Source organism: Streptomyces sp. NBC_01241, assembly GCF_041435435.1.
Taxonomy (GTDB): domain Bacteria; phylum Actinomycetota; class Actinomycetes; order Streptomycetales; family Streptomycetaceae; genus Streptomyces.
On record NZ_CP108494.1, the window covers coordinates 6,669,228 to 6,685,670 of the forward strand.

Annotated in this window: 20 protein-coding genes; all 20 read right to left on the reverse strand. The window is 69.9% G+C overall.

The window, feature by feature from the left end; genetic code table 11:
* Positions 1-16: 16 nt before the first annotated feature.
* The 20 genes from OG306_RS30050 to OG306_RS30145 all read right to left on the reverse strand — a co-directional run bounded on the left by OG306_RS30050 (position 17) and on the right by OG306_RS30145 (position 16,405).
* Positions 17-553: an NUDIX domain-containing protein gene (locus OG306_RS30050; RefSeq protein ID WP_371665848.1), complete on the reverse strand. Its 537-nt coding sequence runs from the start codon at positions 551-553 to the stop codon at positions 17-19.
* Positions 550-1,395 (reverse strand): class I SAM-dependent methyltransferase, encoded by an 846-nt coding sequence (locus OG306_RS30055; protein ID WP_371665849.1) that lies wholly within the window; start codon positions 1,393-1,395, stop codon positions 550-552. Before OG306_RS30055 ends, OG306_RS30050 begins: the two co-directional genes overlap by 4 nt.
* A 59-nt stretch (positions 1,396-1,454) precedes the next feature.
* Positions 1,455-2,384: a DUF2797 domain-containing protein gene (locus OG306_RS30060; RefSeq protein ID WP_371665850.1), complete on the reverse strand. Its 930-nt coding sequence runs from the start codon at positions 2,382-2,384 to the stop codon at positions 1,455-1,457.
* 36 nt (positions 2,385-2,420) lie between these two features.
* Entirely contained in the window at positions 2,421-3,113 is a 693-nt protein-coding gene (locus tag OG306_RS30065) for a dTMP kinase (RefSeq protein WP_371665851.1), read from the reverse strand.
* Positions 3,110-4,189, reverse strand: coding sequence for a hypothetical protein (locus OG306_RS30070; protein ID WP_371665852.1), 1,080 nt, complete (start codon positions 4,187-4,189; stop codon positions 3,110-3,112). Before OG306_RS30070 ends, OG306_RS30065 begins: the two co-directional genes overlap by 4 nt.
* The gene (locus tag OG306_RS30075) at positions 4,186-5,013 is read right to left on the reverse strand and encodes a hypothetical protein (RefSeq protein ID WP_371665853.1); all 828 of its coding nucleotides are present in this window, start codon (positions 5,011-5,013) and stop codon (positions 4,186-4,188) included. Before OG306_RS30075 ends, OG306_RS30070 begins: the two co-directional genes overlap by 4 nt.
* Positions 5,010-5,642, reverse strand: coding sequence for a GTP cyclohydrolase I (gene folE, locus OG306_RS30080; RefSeq protein ID WP_371665854.1), 633 nt, complete (start codon positions 5,640-5,642; stop codon positions 5,010-5,012). Before folE ends, OG306_RS30075 begins: the two co-directional genes overlap by 4 nt.
* Before the next feature lie 61 nt (positions 5,643-5,703).
* Entirely contained in the window at positions 5,704-6,450 is a 747-nt protein-coding gene (locus OG306_RS30085; RefSeq protein ID WP_371665855.1) for a 7-carboxy-7-deazaguanine synthase QueE, read from the reverse strand.
* Positions 6,447-6,857 (reverse strand): 6-pyruvoyl trahydropterin synthase family protein, encoded by a 411-nt coding sequence (locus OG306_RS30090; RefSeq protein WP_371665856.1) that lies wholly within the window; start codon positions 6,855-6,857, stop codon positions 6,447-6,449. Before OG306_RS30090 ends, OG306_RS30085 begins: the two co-directional genes overlap by 4 nt.
* Before the next feature lie 59 nt (positions 6,858-6,916).
* Positions 6,917-7,384: a DUF6082 family protein gene (locus OG306_RS30095; protein ID WP_371665857.1), complete on the reverse strand. Its 468-nt coding sequence runs from the start codon at positions 7,382-7,384 to the stop codon at positions 6,917-6,919.
* A 71-nt stretch (positions 7,385-7,455) separates the two neighbouring features.
* Positions 7,456-8,031, reverse strand: coding sequence for a DUF6624 domain-containing protein (locus OG306_RS30100; RefSeq protein WP_371665859.1), 576 nt, complete (start codon positions 8,029-8,031; stop codon positions 7,456-7,458).
* The gene (locus OG306_RS30105) at positions 8,028-8,600 is read right to left on the reverse strand and encodes a hypothetical protein (protein WP_371666284.1); all 573 of its coding nucleotides are present in this window, start codon (positions 8,598-8,600) and stop codon (positions 8,028-8,030) included. The genes OG306_RS30100 and OG306_RS30105 overlap by 4 nt, the downstream gene beginning before the upstream one ends.
* A 68-nt stretch (positions 8,601-8,668) precedes the next feature.
* Complete coding sequence (locus OG306_RS30110; RefSeq protein WP_371665860.1) at positions 8,669-9,193, reverse strand: helix-turn-helix transcriptional regulator; 525 nt, start codon at positions 9,191-9,193, stop codon at positions 8,669-8,671.
* Positions 9,194-9,288: 95 nt separating this feature from the next.
* Positions 9,289-10,542, reverse strand: a complete 1,254-nt coding sequence (locus tag OG306_RS30115) for an acyl-CoA dehydrogenase family protein (protein WP_371665861.1) — start codon at positions 10,540-10,542, stop codon at positions 9,289-9,291.
* 86 nt (positions 10,543-10,628) lie between these two features.
* On the reverse strand, positions 10,629-11,270 hold the full coding sequence (locus tag OG306_RS30120) for a GAF domain-containing protein (protein ID WP_371665862.1): 642 nt from the start codon (positions 11,268-11,270) through the stop codon (positions 10,629-10,631).
* Positions 11,270-11,899: a GTP-binding protein gene (locus tag OG306_RS30125; RefSeq protein WP_266978679.1), complete on the reverse strand. Its 630-nt coding sequence runs from the start codon at positions 11,897-11,899 to the stop codon at positions 11,270-11,272. The genes OG306_RS30120 and OG306_RS30125 overlap by 1 nt, the downstream gene beginning before the upstream one ends.
* 52 nt (positions 11,900-11,951) lie before the next feature.
* Positions 11,952-12,365, reverse strand: coding sequence for a DUF742 domain-containing protein (locus OG306_RS30130; protein WP_371665863.1), 414 nt, complete (start codon positions 12,363-12,365; stop codon positions 11,952-11,954).
* On the reverse strand, positions 12,362-12,880 hold the full coding sequence (locus OG306_RS30135) for a roadblock/LC7 domain-containing protein (RefSeq protein WP_371665864.1): 519 nt from the start codon (positions 12,878-12,880) through the stop codon (positions 12,362-12,364). Before OG306_RS30135 ends, OG306_RS30130 begins: the two co-directional genes overlap by 4 nt.
* 74 nt (positions 12,881-12,954) lie before the next feature.
* Positions 12,955-14,475: a sensor histidine kinase gene (locus tag OG306_RS30140; protein WP_371665865.1), complete on the reverse strand. Its 1,521-nt coding sequence runs from the start codon at positions 14,473-14,475 to the stop codon at positions 12,955-12,957.
* A gap of 28 nt (positions 14,476-14,503) precedes the next feature.
* A complete protein-coding gene (locus OG306_RS30145; protein WP_371665866.1) occupies positions 14,504-16,405 on the reverse strand; it encodes a glycoside hydrolase family 15 protein in 1,902 nt (633 codons plus the stop codon).
* Positions 16,406-16,443: the final 38 nt, after the last annotated feature.

The window sequence follows — 16,443 nt, forward strand, 5'->3', positions numbered from 1 at the left end:
GGCCCCTGGTCGCCGTTCACAGGACGGCCTCGATCCGGTTGAGGTCGGCCGAGGGCAGAGTGACGAGCTCCAGGTCGTGCAGGAAGCGGCACCAGACCGGCTCCAGCCCGGGTTCGCGCTCGAACTCTCCATGGCTCAACGCACCGTTGGCATACGCGGCGGTGCGCAACGCGTGCTGCTGCAACTGGTTGGGGTGGATCCACCGAGGCGCGCGGACCTCCCGTGCCGAGGGGCGCAGCGGTCCGGAAACCTTGGCCTCGAAGATCCACCATTGGTGGCCGACCGGGCCGCTGGGCGTGCGTCGGCAGCTGTTGGGCCGCCACCGTTCCAGCAGCAGGTGCAGGTGGGTGACGGTGAGACCGACCTCCTCGGTGACCTCGTCGCGGGCTGCTTGCTCGGGGCCGCCATGCTGGTCGACGTGGCCGGCGACCGGGGCGATTCCGGCCGGAGGAGTCGCCCGCTCGAACACCAGCAGGCCGCTCGGCGAAGAGATCAGTACCCCGACGCTTGCGTGGTCACAGAGGCGGACCCTGTTGCCGGGCGCCGGGGTCATGCAACGGCCTTTGGCCTTTGGGCGACGACGACGAGCCAGCTCGTCACGGTCGGGGCGTCGGGGGTGGTCATGGCGTAGGCGGCATCGAGTATCTGCATCCGTTGGGCGTGCGTGAAGCCGCCCTCGGGCCGTGCGAAAAGGGGGATGGACAGCCACGCCTTCTTCTCGGCCATGGTGCTGCGCTGGGCGGTGACCTCGGTGCCGACGACCGTCAGACCCGCCGCGGTCAGCTGCTCGGTGACTGTCTCCAGCGGCAGTTTCGGTGGCCTGTCCGCGTCGCGTGGCGGTGGGATGTATCCGTCGGTTTCGGCGGCGACTTGGCGGATGAGGGTGTTGAGGGAGGGCCCGGTGCGGGTGGAGAGTTCGTCGGGGTGCCGGACGCCGGCGAAGCCGCCGCCGATGTTGAAGACGAAGTGCCCGCCTGGGCGCAGGATGCGGGCCACGGCCGCGAACACCGCGGCGGTGTCGGTCTTCCAGATCGCGGAGTTGCACACCACGGCGTCGGCGCTGCTGGCGTGGAGGTGGTCGGCGAGCTGTTCGGCTGGGGAAGTGACCCAGGTCAGGCGGGCGTCGGTCAGGATACGGCGGCCGACACGCTGCATCGCGGCGGCGTTGTCGACGGAGACGACCCGGGCACGGGCCGGGATCAGGTCGAGCATCGCGCGGGCGGTCGCGCCGGCGCCGCCGCAGAGGTCGACCACCAGGCTGGCGTCGGCCAGATGGCCTCGGCGGGCGAGGTCGCGACTGGTCACGTCGTACATGGGGTGGTCGCGGGTGAAGGCATTGTATGCCTCGGCGTTGGTGTCCTCGTCCCAGCCGAGGATGGCGTCCTGGGGTGCCATGTTGCTGTGGCCTCGCTTCTCAGGGCGGCCCGGCAGTGCAGGCCGGGGATTCGGGCAGGTCAGAAGAGCGTGGACTGTACGGCGGTGGGCGGTGAGGAGAACTGGGCGCCGAGGACGATGCGCCGGCCCTTGAGGGTGCCGAGGTCGAGCAGGTAGGGCAGTTGTTCACCGTCGCCGTCGAGGGTGGCGAGGATTTGGGAGCCGAGGCAGGAGAGCACCGTCAGCCCGTGCTCACCGGAGCGCGGATCGTGCGGGTACAAGGCGCGCCCGGTCTCCGGCGTCCGCAGCAGGTCGCCTTCGCCGGGCGGTGTCCACGGCTCCGGCACAGCCGGGACGTTCAGGCCGTTCAGGGCCTCGGTGGCGCGGTCGAGATGGTGCTGATGGGCGGCGCGGGCCGGGGCGAGGTCGCGCATCTCGGCCAGGGCCGTCAGCTTGGCCGCGGCGCGCACGCTCTGCGTCAAACTGAGGTGGCGGGTGAGGGCATCCTCCAGGAACCGCACGGCGCGGCCGTCAGCACTCCGGCCGAGATAGGTGGCGATCAGGGCACCCTGCTCGTCGAGGCGGGAGCGCTTACGGGGTTCGGCCGCGGTGCCGATCTTGGTGGTGCCGTCGGCGAACGTCGCCAGGTACAGCCAGTGCGGCTGGGCCATGTACGCCGCCAGGGAGTCGGGAACGTGCCCGCCGGAGTGGAACCGGTGGGCGAATCGGAAGTCGTCCCGGCCGGTGCAGGCCGCGCACTGTCCGCCGGTCTCGGCCGGGGCCCGGTCAGGGCAGGCGACGGCCTCGACGCGGACGCGGTCGGCGAACCGGTACCGGCCGGTGCACCACCGGCCGGTGCCGCTCACCTGGTAACCCAGGCGCCTGCCCGTGACCGGGGCATAGACAAGCGGTCCGCCGGTCACGGGGACGAGCAGAAGACGGGGGCCTCCACTCGCCCAGGTGACGCCGTGGCAGACGTATGTCCCGCTGGCGGGCAGGGCCTGGTCCATAGTGCGTTCCTTGTCGATCGGGAAGGGAGGGCCGGGTCAGACGGTCAGGTGCAGACGGTCGGCCAGGGCAGCGGCGGCGGCCTTGAAGACTTGGTCGCGGTCCAACGGAGCGACGTCCAACATCAACCAGGCACCCTCCGTCGCCTGATCGCGCATCTGGTCCAGGACGGTGTCCTGGTAGCGGACGAAGTCCTCGTCACCGCCGCCGGCGTGGCCGGCCTCCAGGGATGTGAACGAGCCCTTGCGGACGAGAGCCTCGCGGGCACCGATGTTCAGGAAGAACACCAGGCCCGGCTTCGACAGATGCGCGAAGACCTGCTCGCACAGGCGGGAGGAGACCTCGGGGTTGACCGCGTACCGGGCGAGGATCTTGTGGTGCGCGTTGTCGAGGATCACGTGGGTGCCCGCGGCGAGGGCCGGCTGGATGACGAGGCGGTCCTGCAGGGTGTACCAGGAGGCCAGGGCCAGCAGCCAGTAGTGGTCGCCGCATGCTTGGGCGACGCGTGCGTCGCGCCGGTAGACCAGCTCGTTGAGGCGGTCGAGGTAGGCGGACAGCTCCGGGTCCTGGGGGACGACGACGCTGTGCTTGCCGATGAGAACTGCCGTGTGGCCAGCGTCGTTCAGGGCCTGGTGCAGGCGGGCGGCGAGGGTGGATTTCCCGGCCCCGTCACCGCCGACGAAGGTGATCAGCTTCCCGGCTTCGGTAGTGGTCGGCGCGCTCGCCGTCATCGGGACACTCCCAGGGTGTGGGCCGCGCCGGCGGTAAGGCGGCCGGTGATGATGGTGCGGATGCGGTCCACCAGCACGGCCCGCTGGCGCAGGACGTCGCCGTGCCGCTCATTGGACAGGTCAGCGGGATAGTGGGTGGCGAGGTTGTTGGAAATGACGTGGAGGTAGCCGAATCTGATCCCCGCCTGGCGCGCCGCCGCCCCCATGGGACCGATCTCCGGGTCGACGAAGGCGTACGAGGCGGTGTGCTGGTTAAGCCAGTCGCGGTTCTCCAGCAGGATCGACGGGGAGGAAACGTGCAGGCCGCTGCGCACCCCGTCGTGGGCGGCGGCGTAGTCGCCGAAGAAGTCGTCCCAGGTCACCATCTCCCCGCGTACCAGGCTGGTGTTGCCGGTCGCCAGCCAGGCGTTCGGTTCGACGCCGGGGGCCAGCGATCCGACCTTGCCGACGTAGACGACGTCGCCTGCGCCGAGTTCGGCCAGGCGCGCGACGACGCGTCCCGCTACGTCTCCCCAGATGCTGTGGAGGAACCCGAGGTAGACCACGCGACGGCCCGCGACCTCGGTGCGCTGCCAGGCGTAGCCGGGCCCGCGGGTCCACACTCCGTTCGCCGGAGCGAGGTACTGAAGGCCCCAGCCGACGATCACCAGGTCGCCGTCCAGCTCCAGGTCGAGCGCGTTGAGCGCCGTTCGGCACTCCTCCTGCTCGGGCGGCTGATAGGTGACGGTGCCGGCCGGGCGGCCGGTCATGGCCAGGTACGTGGCGATGATCAGGGCGTAGTGCTGGACGTAGTCGGCACCGGGGAACGCCTTGACGACGAGGTCACGGCCGTGGACCTCTGCGGTGGGCCGCTCGATGTTGAACAGCTTCCCGGTCTTCTCGTACCGGGAGACCACCGCCGCGCGGTCATAGCCGCCGACGACGCGGATGCTGTCCCAGCCCTGGTCCTGGATGAGGTGGTGGACCTTGATCTCCAGGTAGCGCAGCAGCCTCGCCTGGGTCATGGTGTGCCCGGCCGGGTCGATCGGGGCGGCGCGCAGGAGCCCAGGGGCGGGGTCGGCCAGTAACGGGGTCATCGGTGCTCCTCGGCGATCGTGACGGTGCTGCCGGCCGCCGAGCGGACGACGCAGATGTTCTTCCGGATGAGGTCGAACCGGTCCACGGGGATCGGACCGAGCTTCTCGATCCGGGGAGTGGAGGGCTTCTCGTACGGCCCTTCGGGCCGCAGGGCGAAGCCCATCGCGCCGAGGATGACCGGGGCCGCGCCGTCCACGGAGGAGATCCACTCGTGCTCGCGCTGCTCGATCAGCTCCAGGTGCCCGGTCCGGCCCAGACCGAGCAGCCGGTAGACGAGAAGATCGTCAACCAGGCCGTGCTCCTGCAGGTAGGCGGTGGCCAACCAGCGGGTGCGGCACAACTGCTCGTCGGGATCCGGTCGACGCGAGGCCGGCAGGGCAATGGCACCGGCCCAGTCGCTGGTCACGAAGGCGTCGTAGGTGCGCAGCCACTCGTCATCGTCCGCGGCATGCAGCACCGCGCACAGCCGGAATGCGTCACCGGACAGCTCCCGGATCTCTCTCGCGGCCTTCTCGCTCGCCTTCAGGGTCGCGGCCCCGTCCCGCATGACGTCCGGCAGGATGATCTCCCTCGCGGACACCGCCAGCGCGGCTTCGACAAGGCTTTCCGCCGGCAGGGCGTAGCCGAGGTCGAAGAGCCCGTTGTCGACGATGATCTCGGCTCCGCGCTCGGCCTCGCGAGCGAAGAAGGCCCGGTAGGTCTCGTCGGACAGCACGTGCTGGGCACCCACGTGATGGACGCGGGCCGGCTCCTGGGCGACGAAGTGCTCCAGGTAGGGAGGTGGAGCGATGACGGAGAAGTCGATGCCCTCGGTGGTGATCACGGCGCACCCCACAGCCCGGTGGTGAGGGTGAGGAACTGCTGGGAAAGGACGGGGTCGGTGCCGAAGCGCCCGCCCGAGTACACCGTGGTGGTGCGGGCCTCCTCCATCCGGACGCCCCGCATGCTCATGCACAAGTGCACACCGCGCACCGCGACGGCGACGTTCTCGTGTCCGATCACGCCGCCCAGGTATTCGGCGACCTGGCGGGTGAAGCGTTCCTGAACCTGCAGTCGGCCGGCGAAGTGCTGGGCGATCCGCCCGAACTTCGACAGGCCCACCACCTCGCCGTCCGGCACGTATCCAGCCGTGACCTGCAAGTTCATGGGCAGCATGTGGTGCTCGCAGAGCGACCACACACTCATGCCGCCCACGATGACCAGCTGACCACCCAGCTTGGACTCGGTGAAGCAGGTGGCCGTTGCGGCGCTGTCCGAGGACAGGAAGGCGTTCCACCATGCCGCGACGCGGTCCGGGGTTCCGGCCAGTCCCTCGCGGGCGGGGTCCTCGCCCAGCTCGACCAGGAGCTGGTGGATCAGACCGGCGACCCGGCCGGTGTCGATGACCGCAGCGGGCTGCCCGGGGATGGCGGCGGTCGGCGCCGCTGCCGGGCTGGCGATAGAGGTCGTCATGGGCGTCTCTCGTTTCCGGGGACTGGGGAACGAACGGATGGTGGCGTGGCCGCGCGTGCGGTCAGCGGCCCCGGGTGTCCGCGAAGGCCAACACGTGGAGCCGGGTGGTGAAGTGCCAGTGCCGGGCCGCGACCGCGTCGGCGAGGACCCGGGTGGTCGCGGTGATCGCCTCGGGGGTGGTGCCCTCCGGCATCACCCACACCGGCGCGAGCCGGTGGGCGTCGGCCAGCTCGGCGATCCGGTCGAGGTCGGCCATCGTGGAAGCGACGAACTTGAACGCCGCCCGTCTGGAGGCCACGAACGCCTCCAGCGCGGCTGGCACGATGCTCTTGGCCTCGGTCACACCGAAGCTGGCGAGCTTGGGCGAGACGTTGAACCGAACTCCGTCGGCAACCAGTTCAAGAGCGGGCGCGAGGGTGCCGTTCGTCTCGAACTCGATCCGCTTGCCCGCGGCTATCAGCCCCAGGACGAGAGGCACCAGCCGCGTCTGCTGAATCAGCGGCTCGCCGCCGGTGATCACGACCAGCTCGACCGGCGACGACGCGGTCCAGGCCACCAGGTCCGCAACGGTCCTCTTCGTTGACTCTTTGCGCGGATCGAACTGCGACCAGTCCCAGGTGTACTTCGTGTCGCATTTCGTGCAGGTGAGGTTGCACCGGGACAGGCGGATGAACAGCGCCGGGTGCCCGCAACTCGGGCCCTCGCCTTGGAAGGTCGGCACCTCGACGCCGAAACATTCCGCGACGATCAGGCGGGATCCGCCTTTGTCAGCCGTCGGTTCGAGGCTGATCGGCTCGGATGCGGTCATTGCCCCTCCACGTCGAAGCGGGCCCAGCTGCCCTGGGTCTCTCTGACCAAAACGGCGACCAGGCGGCCAGGGATGGCGGGCTGAAGGTTCTGGATGAAGAAGCCAGCCAGGAACTGGGCCAGGCGCTCCGAGGTCGGCTCGAACGGAAGAATCTCGTGGAGGTTGCGATGATCGAGTTCGTTGTTCAGGAATTCCTTGAACGGGCCGAGTGCCCCGAAGTCCGTGACGAAGCCGGGCCCCTCCAGCGAGGGGGCGGTGACGATGACCTCGACCTCGTAGCTGTGCCCGTGCTGGCGGGAGCACTTGTGCTCGTCCGGCAGCCCGGGAAGCCGGTGGCCAGCCTCGAAGCCGAACCTCTTACCGATGGTGAAATCGCCAGACGGTAGCGGAACAGAACTGAAGTCCATCAGATTCCTTTGCGAGTTGAGGGCGAGACTGCCTCGGGCTCGATGAGGGAGCCTCTTCTTCAAGCAGCTGCCGGGTGTTCGTGCAAGTGGGCTTGCGCGGCCTGGTCCAACATCCGGGTGAAGTGTTCGGCCCGCTTGTCTCCTTCGGCCTCCTGGGCGCGGAGGTCGCCGAAGTGCTTCCAGTACCGGCGGCTGACTTCGCTTTTCATGATCCACGCGGCGAAGAAGGGCAGGCGCCCCTTCGGGACGAAGCCGAGGCGGTCGCGCAGGCTGAACATGCAGAGGAGCCGGTTGGTCGACATGAGCCGCATGTACTCCTCGGTCTCCATGCCCTCGGGCTTCCAGATCTCGGCAAGGTCAGGACTGGTGGACATCTGCGACAGCCAGTCGATCTGGTTGCCCGCGAGGAGTGCCTCGTTCCGTTCGGCCTGGTGCCGCGCGTCCTGCCGGAGCCGGGCAGTTCCGACCACGGCGATCGCGAGGGAGACTGCGGCGCCGGCAGCGAGAACGGCGGTGGTGAGCTTCATACCTCAACGGTCCTTTTCAGGTAGGGATCGGTGGGTTGGTCGGATCGGTGGAGTGGGCGGGGCTTGCTGGGTCATGCGACCTCCGCGAGCACGATGGTCGAGGGGTCGCCGGCCTGGTGATCCTGGGCGAGCCGGCGACGCACCGTCTCCAGGGCCCCGGCGAGCGGTGACAGTCCGACGGAGCCTCTTCGCTGGTCCAAGGAGTCGGGCGCGCGCACCGGACACAGCTCAACTCCTGTTGGGGTGAGGAGCTGTTGAGTTCCGAACTCCTGGAGGCGACCGCTGTTAACCAGGGTCCGGTCGTAGAGGTGAGCCCAGTGCTGGACGGGCGCGTCGCCGTTCTGGACTGCGCGTTCCAGCAGGGTGGTGGCCGCCCGCTGGAAGTCGGCGTCGCCGTCGGCGTGAAGAGCCAGGCTCCATGCGGCGCGCGCCGCGTCGGGACCGACGAGGCGGTGGCCGGGCCAGTCGTGCTCGGCCAAGACGCGGCGCAGCACCTTGGTGTCGGCGTGGTCGGCGTGACGGTCCTGGCCGAGCTGCACTGCGTCGAGCTGATTGCGCACGCGCTTGGCCCGGCGCGCTGCAGACTGCGCTGCGCGGGCGATGAGTTCGCGGGCGAGGTCCGGTCGCAGCGTTTCGGCGGCCGTCACGCGATGCTCCGGCTGTCTGTGGACGACTGCGGTTCGTGGACCCAGCAGGCGATGAGAGCGCCCAGTCCAGAACGCTGCTCGGCGATGAGTTCGAGGCGGGCGACGCGCTCCTCATGCTGTCCAGAACCCGATCCTCGGACGTCCCAGCCCATGTCTGTGAGCCGGCGAAGGAAGGGGGCTATCGGATCAACGTCGAGGGGATGGCGGGCCAGGGCCTCGGCGCGCACCAGCGGCAGGTCGAGGCGGGCGGCGAAGTCGGAGGCCCACAGGGTGATCAGCTGGATGGTGTCGTCGGACCGGTCGGGCAGGGTGTGGACGCAGCTCAGGAAGAGGCATGCCCCCTGCCCCCATCCGAGGCCGGGGGCGCGCTGCGGGATCATGCAGGCCAGCAGCAGCCCGTCCTCGAAGAGTCCGGCCGGCTGCGCCTGCGAGTCACGGAACAGGGCGGGGATATCGGCTCGGGCGGGTACCGGCAGGCCGCGCATGGTGAGCCAGCGCTGACGGTCCTGGACGAGCGCGACGGCCTCGTCTCGCTCGGCGTCCGTGCCCAGAGTCTGCATCTCGTACACGGTTGCTGGCGCCCGCTCGTGCGGGGGCGCGGGAGAGGGCTCGGTGACCGGCGCGGCGGGCGATGTATTCACTGAGCCGCTCCGTTCTCCACCGTGCCGGCCGGCCTGGTGCCCAGCAGGCCCCACGCGTGGGCCAGGACGACGAGCTGGGTGACGTCGGCGGCCTCGGTCCCGTCGAGCAGCGCGTCGAGTGCGGATCCGAGATCGGCCGGGGCGATCTTGGCGGCGAGAGCGGCGTCGCGGGGGGTGTTGTGCTCAGCGACCGCCTTCAGCAGCAGCTGCTCCTCTGCGTCGAGCTCCGGCGCCGGCCGCTCCGTCGTGGGCGGGGCGACCTGCTCAGCAGCAAGCAGCAAATGTACGAGCACCTGCGGCTTGCAGCGGGGCGGGCAATGGACGCTCACCCGGATGTCGCGGAGGTACTGACGGACCGTGTGGGGTGACAGCCCGGTCCTCGTGACGATGTCTTGGGAGGTGAGGCCCTCCACGAGATGCTGGGCGACGATCTGGTGGGTCGGCTTCAGCGGTGTGATCGGTGCGCTGGGCGTCATGGACGGGAACACGGCTATCTCTTTCTCGGCTGGCTTGGCGGTCACCGGAAGGGGTGTCGCCGGTCCCCGCGGGGGACGGGGGCCGGCGACACGGACCCGTGCGAGGCGGTCGGGATTCACGGGGTGCCGCGCACGGGGGTTCATGCGGCGGTGGGGTCGGGCTGCGCCCAGGCGGTTTCGGCGGCGAGGCGTTCGGACCACTGGATGGGGTCGTCGTCGAAGGCGGCGTCGGCGAGGCGTATTCGCTGGACTTCGCCGGTCCCGGCCGGTGGGTAGGTGTGCTGGATGTCGCGCCACAGGCGCTGGAGGACGTAGTCGCGGTCGAGGGCCTGGGCGCCGTGCAGTTCCATGGCGTCCTGGGCTGAGGTCATGGCCCACTGGTGGCCCAGGTACTTGGCGTTGATCAGGTCGCCGTCGCAGGACAGGCCCTGGTCGAGGAGGTGCACGGACTGGTAGGCCAGGATTCGTCCGGCGCGCAGGCGGGCTTCCATGTCACCGACGCGGTCCCGCAGAACCGGCAGATCGGACAGGGCGCCCCGGTAGCGGGTGCGTGCCTGGAGGCGAGCGGTCGTGGTGGCGACGATTGCCTCGTGGATCCCGAGGCTGACCGCGGCCAGGTTGGGGCGGCCGTACAGGATGCTGCTGCTCTGCGCCACGCTGAGCCCCTGGCCGATCTCTCCGATCACGTTTTCTGCGGGGACACGGACGTGGTCGAGGTCGAGTCGGCCGGCGGAGAAGCCGTGCAGGCCGAGACCGGAGCGGTGGTCGGCGATGGAGAGCCCGTGGCGGTCGGACTCGACCATGAACGCGGTCAGCGCCTGCGAGGTACGAGCGCCCGCCTCGGCGGTGCGGGCGAGCACGAGGTGGGCTCCCGCGAGGTGACTGTTGCCGATGTGGGCCTTGCTGCCGGTGATCACCCACTGGTTGCCGGCGCGTTCGGCGGTGGTCTCGATCCCGCCGATGTGCCCGCCGGCGGTCGGTTCGGTCACCGCGATCGACAAGAGAAGCGAACCGTCCGCCACCTGCGGCAGCCAGCGGCCCTTCTGCTCGTAGGTGGCGAAGTGCAGCAGGGCGCCGACGGGGATCTGGGTGGCTTGCAGGATGGCCGCGGCGGCGGCCGAGACGCGGGCGATGCGGTGGATGAGGACCGTCTTGGCGACATGGCCGGCGCCCAGACCGCCGAAGGCGGCCGGGACGGTGACGGCGAACCAGCCCCGCGCGGCCATCAGGTCGGCGACCTTGCGCTCCACCCTGCCCGGGGCGGCTTCCATCCGCGCGACGCGCGGCGCGACGTGCTCGGCCGCGAAGGCGTCCGCCTCGTTCCACAGCAGGTCGTGGCGGGCGGTGAGATAGGGCCGCAGCGCCGGAGGCGGTGTGGCGGGTGTGGCTGGCATGCTCGTCTCCCTCTCCCTGGTTGAAGTTCGCGCGGTGGAGCGGCCGGGGAGCGCTAGCGGCTCCGGGGCGGGGCGGTGGAGCGGGCCTAGCGGACGGGCGCGGAGGTGATGCTGCCCATCACCTCCGCGCCAGAGTTGATGGTGATGTCCCTGATCCGTTCGGCTTCGCTCAGGGGCCGCTTCTCGGGGTCAATGACGCAGACCGTGCCCAGGACCACGCCGCTCTCGTGGATGAGCGGGGCGCCGAAGTAGGAGCGGATCCCGACCGCGTCGACCACGTGGTTGCCGCTGAAGCGGGGGCTGGCGTGCACGTCATGCAGCGGGAGGGCCTTTTTGCGCTTCACGACCTCCGGGCACCAGCCGTGGTCGTGACTCATGGTGCGGCCGACGATGACGTACCCGCTGTCCGCCGGCGGCTGGTGCAGTCCGACGAAGGTCTGCTCTACCAGGAACAGATTGACGAACCCGTACAGAAACCCGGCCTTCTCAGCCATGTCGCGGGCCAGCTCGTCGAAGTCCTCGCTGGCAGCGGGGGACACGCCCAGGCGCTCCAGCAGCGCGTACCGCTGCGCCAGTTCGGTCGTCTGCTGGGTGTGCGGGCCGGTGACGGCGGCGCCTGCCGGGATGGAAAGCCCGTGGGCGCCGTCGCGCATGCCGCGTTGCGGTAAGGCCAGCGCGGGTGGGGTGGCCTGCGGCACGAAGTGGGAGTTGTTGGGCTGATATGACATCAGGCGTCCTGGAGAGTTGTGGTGGATGCGGGGTGAACGGGGCCTTCCGATGCGTGCTCCACGGCGTAGCCGACGAGGGTCAGCAGGACGCCGGCGACGTGGTTCGGATTGCGGGCGTCCCACGAGGTCGCCCGTGCTCCCGCTGCCCAGCCGGTCGGGACGTCGGTGACCACCGGTACAGAGGCGGGCAGGTCCAGGGCGGCGCGGACCTGGTCGGGGTGGTAGAGGTGTGCTCCGTCGAAGTGGTTCACGGCTACGACGAAGGGCAGACCGATGTCTTCGAAGAAGCTGACCGGGGTGAAGCTGTTTTCCAGGCGGCGGGTGTCGACCAGGACGACCGCGCCGACGGCTCCGCGGGAGAGGTCGTACCAGAGGTCGACGAACCGGTCCTGGCCGGGCGTGCCGAACAGGAACAGTTCCAGAGGTTTGGGCGCGTCGGGGAGGCTGAGGCGCCCGAAGTCGAAGGCGACCGTGGTGGTCTGCTTGGCCTCGACACCCTCCAGGCTGTCCACGTCCGCGCTCGCCTCGGTCAGGTACTCCTCCGTGCTCAACGGCGTGATCTCGCTGACCGCGCCCACGGCGGTGGTCTTGCCGGCGCCGAAGCCGCCGGCGATCACGATCTTCAGCACGGTCGGTGCACCAGCATGCGAGTGCGACGAAGTCCGCAGTCCCACAGCCGGGTCACCCGGCCTGGCGGTAGGGGATGGCATCGGGAAACTTTCTTTTCAGGGCCACCGAGAGGGCGGCCAACAGGTGGGTGGTGGGGCGTTCGTCCGCGTCGGTGTCGGCGGCGGCATAGGCATCTGTGACGGAAACGACCAGGGCGTGGGCATCCAGGAGGTCTGAGACGAGGATCTTGGCGGCGGTGATGGGGCGGCCGAGCCGTCCCGCAAGCTCGGTCACCGAACGCCGGTGCTCCCGGCACAGCGCGAGGATCTCTTCGCATTCCTCGGCCTGGCCCGGGCCAGGCCGTCCGGGGCCGAGGTCCAGCACGGTGTCCAGCCCGAGCAGGTGCCGGGGCTTGGTGCGCCCGCGCGTCAGCGTGTAGGTCCGCACGAACGTCGAATCCTCGGCCGCGTCGCCGTGGGTGCTCACCGGACCTCATCACCCGTGCCGACTCGTACGGGGATCTGCATGTAAGGGGCGAACTTCTGGATCAGGCGTCCCGTTTCGAATCCGATGGGGCCGGCGTCGGCGTCCGGGGCGGCGATGACGGTGAGGACGGTGTCCACCACGCCGCGGTCGTTGCTGGGATGGTCTTCGAAGGCCGCGCTGCGACCGGCGCTCTGGACGAAGAACAGGCAGTCGTCGCGCTCGATGATGACCTGCCTGGCCGGCCGCTTCTGGTGGCTGGGGCCGGTGGTGTTCGACGCGAGGGAGGCCACCCCGCTGAGCGCGGCCGACAGTTCGTCCGCCCAGTCCTTGTCGACTTCGCTGTCCAGCAGCCGCAGCCCGTCCCGCGACAGCAGGACGGCGTGCAAGACGCCCGGAACATCGGCGACGAACTGCCGTAGCAGCCAGGCCATGTCGTCACGCTGATGGCTCGCCGTCGCCTCGGAGGCGGGCGTCACGCCGCTCGTCACGTCATTCATCTCAGGGTGGGTGCTCATGGGGATCGCTCCAGAAGGGGGAAGGGCCGGTGGATTCGTCCGGGCGGCCGGGAACGCGGAGGGGCGGGCGCTGGTCAGGGTCTGGGCTGCTCTGCCGAAGCGGGAAGAGAACCGGCGGCCCCACCGGCCTTGACGCCGGTGCGGAAGGCGGATGCGAGCCCAGGCGTCGCTGCCGCCGCAGGGGCTTGCTCCCGCTCACGCGGTGGAGGGAACGAACCGGCCTGCCGCGTACGCCGGGGAAGGTCGGGTGCGGGTGCAGCGTGTCCCGCCTCGTCGGCTCCTGGCGTGCCCCCGGCGATCGGGTGGCTGACCTGGCCTGCCGAGGGGTCGGCCGTCGCTGCGGCAGCTTGCCGTTGTGGGGGTGTGGCAGGGCGTGCTTCCCGGCGGCGAGTGCCCACGCCACCGACAGGGGGAATCGTCACGAGGAGCCGTGCTGGAATGACGACCAGGGCCGTGGTGCCGCCCGTTACGTTCTCCTGCAGGAGAACGGACAGGCCGTGCGACTGAGCGATCTTCGCGGCGACCAGCAAGCCGAGCTGCCCGGCTCGTACCTGGCCGCTGACGTCGACCTCGTCGGGAGCCTTCAGCAGACGGTTCATCTGGGCTCGGATCTGCGGATGCATGGAGATGGCACGGTCCTCGACCTCGACCGCCAGCCCGTTAGGCACCCGCTGCGCCCGCACTGTCACTTTCGTCGCCGGGTCGGAGCACTCGCACGCGTTCTCGATTAGCTCGGCCAGCAGGTGGGTCAGGTCCGGACCCACGTGTCCGGGAAGACCCAGCTCACCGCCCACGGAACCGGCCGCCACCACCACGCGCGGGTACTGCACCACCTCGGACATCGCACCGCGCAGCGTGGTCGTGACAGGGACCGGCTGGCGCGCACTGCGCAGGGACTGCCCGCCCAGCACCGCCGTGCTCTCCACCTGACGGCGCATTCGCGTCACCAGGTGATCGATCTCGAAGATCTTCGTCAGCAGCTCCGGGTCGTCGGTCAGCATTTCCAGCTGGCTGAGTGCCGCCAGCGCTTTCCCGACCAGGGCATGTTCCCGCCTGGCCAGGCGGCGCAGCACTTCCAGTAGGACGACGGACTGGGACTCGTCGTGCACGCGTATCAGCGAGGCGACGGCCTGCACCTGGAGTGCACTCAACGCCTTGTCGATCTCCGCGGTCGCACTGGCCGGCTGCGGCATCTGCATGTCCGGCAGCGGCGGCCGTGCCCCTCGGCACAGCTCGTCCGCCGACCACTGCACCGACTTCTCGACGGCCGCGGCAACCCCTACGACCGCGGTCAGTTCCGCTGTCCGACGTTCCTCTGCGGCTGCCTGCACGGTGCCCGCGGCCGTTCGCACGCCTCGGGCCGCCACCAGCGCGACGCCGGTCAGTCCGCAGACCAGGCCGGCCAGGAGCCAGCCGAGAGCAACCGCGGCCGTCGACCAGGCGGTGAAGACGGCGCCCAGCAGAGCTGCGAGAAGCAGCAGGGGCGGCACCACGGCACGACGAACGCAGTGCACAGTGAAGGCATCGGTCCGTGGGGGCCGCCGTCGGCGGTGGCCGGTCGCGGCCGGCCGTGTCGGGTACGCGCTGTCAAGCATGGGATTCCTCGTCAGTGGGGTGGGGCGGCTAGGCGTGCTGCGACGTCAGGTCCTTGCAGGTCTGTCGCGGCCTGCGCTTCTGTGACCCGGGCGCAGGAACGCAGGCCGCGCCTCGGTGGGGGGAGGACCGCGTGGACAGCTGATGAAGGAGCCGGGCGCTCTGGATCAGGCCCATGTGGCTGAATGCCTGCGGGAAGTTCCCGAGCTGACGCTGCTGGACGGGGTCGTACTCCTCGGCGAGGAGGCCCAGGTCGTTGCGCAGCGCGAGCAGGCGCTCGAACAGGGTGTGGGCCTCATCCAGGCGGCCGGTCAAGGCCAGGGCATCCACGAGCCAGAAGGAGCAGAGGATGAACGTGCCCTCATCGCCCTTCAGACCATCCACCCCGGCGTGGTCGCCGACCGTCGGGTACCGGCGCACGAGCCCGTCCGGCGTGGCCAGCTCCCGGCGCACCGCGTCCACGGTGCCGATGACGCGCGGGTCGTCGGGCGGAAGGAAGCCGACGCGGGGGATCAGCAGCGTGGCGGCGTCCAGTTCCGTCGAGCCGTAGGACTGGGTGAAGGTGTTGCGTACCGGGTCGAACCCCTGAGTGCAGACTTCACGGTGGATCGTCTCGCGCAGCTCGACAAGGGAGTCCAAATTCATGTCGAGGGCGCCGGCCTCTACCAGGCGGATGGTGCGGTCGATAGCCACCCAGGCCATCACCTTGGAGTGCACGAAGTGCCGACGTACCCCGCGGATCTCCCAGATCCCCTCGTCGGGCTCCTGCCAGCGCTCGACCAGGTGCTCGATGAGCCGCCGGTGCAGAACCGCGGTGTCGGCGCAGTGCGCGACACCGCTCTGATGCGCGAGATACAGGGTCTCGATCACCTCGCCGTACACATCGAGCTGCAGTTGGTCCGCCGCCCCGTTCCCGACCCGCACCGGGGTTGATTCCTCGTAGCCCGGAAGCCAAGGCAGCTCCCGCTCCCGCAGATCACGCTCCCCGGTGATCCCGTACATGATCTGCAGGTTCTCCGGATCGCCGGCCACCGCCCGCAACAGCCATCGCCGCCATGCCTGCGCCTCCTGCCGGTACCCGGTCCCCAGCAGCGCCGCCAGGGTTGTGGAGGCGTCACGCAGCCAGGTGAAGCGGTAGTCCCAGTTCCGTCCGCCACCGATCTCCTCGGGCAGCGACGTGGTGGGCGCCGCGACGACCCCTCCGCTCGGCCCGTAGGTCATCGCCTTCAGCGCGATCAGGGACCGAACCACGGGCTCGCGGTAGGGCCCGTCGTAGGTGCATTCCTGCATCCAGCCCTGCCAGAAGGTGAGCGTCTCGGCGAGCGCGGCCTCCGGGTCGGGAATCTCAGGCGCGGCTGCGTGGGACGGGCACCAACTGAGCACGAAAGCCGCGCTCTGCCCGGCGGCGACGGTGAAGGCACTGACGATGACGCCGTCCTTCTCCACCTGCTGGACGCAGGTGTCGAGCCACAGAGCGTCCGCGCCGGCCTCCGCGACCATGCGGCCCCCGACCTCGTGGATCCACGGGCTGACGCTGCCGTATCCCGGCCGAGGCCGCATGGCCGAGACCATCGGCACCTCGCCGGCCAGACCCTCAACGATCCGGACCACCTGCGGTGCCTCGTCGCGCGGCGGCATGAAGTCGAGTACGCGGACCGAGCCGGTCGGGGTGCGCCACACCGATTCGAGGACGAGCGAGTCGCCGCAGTACCGGCGTTCGGCGACTGCTCCGGAGCCGGATCGGCCAGCAGGCGAGGCCGGACGGATCTGCCAGGTGCCGTGTTTCTGGGTGCCGAGCAGGCCGGCGAAGACGGCCGGCGAATCGAAGCGGGGCAGGCACAGCCAGTCGATCGAGCCGTCGTCGCAGACGTGGGCACTGGTCTGCATGTCGCCGATCAGGCCGTACTGCTCGATACGCGGAAGGCGCTTCATCGTGTGGGTCTCCGTTGGCCCCGCGAATCCGGGGATGG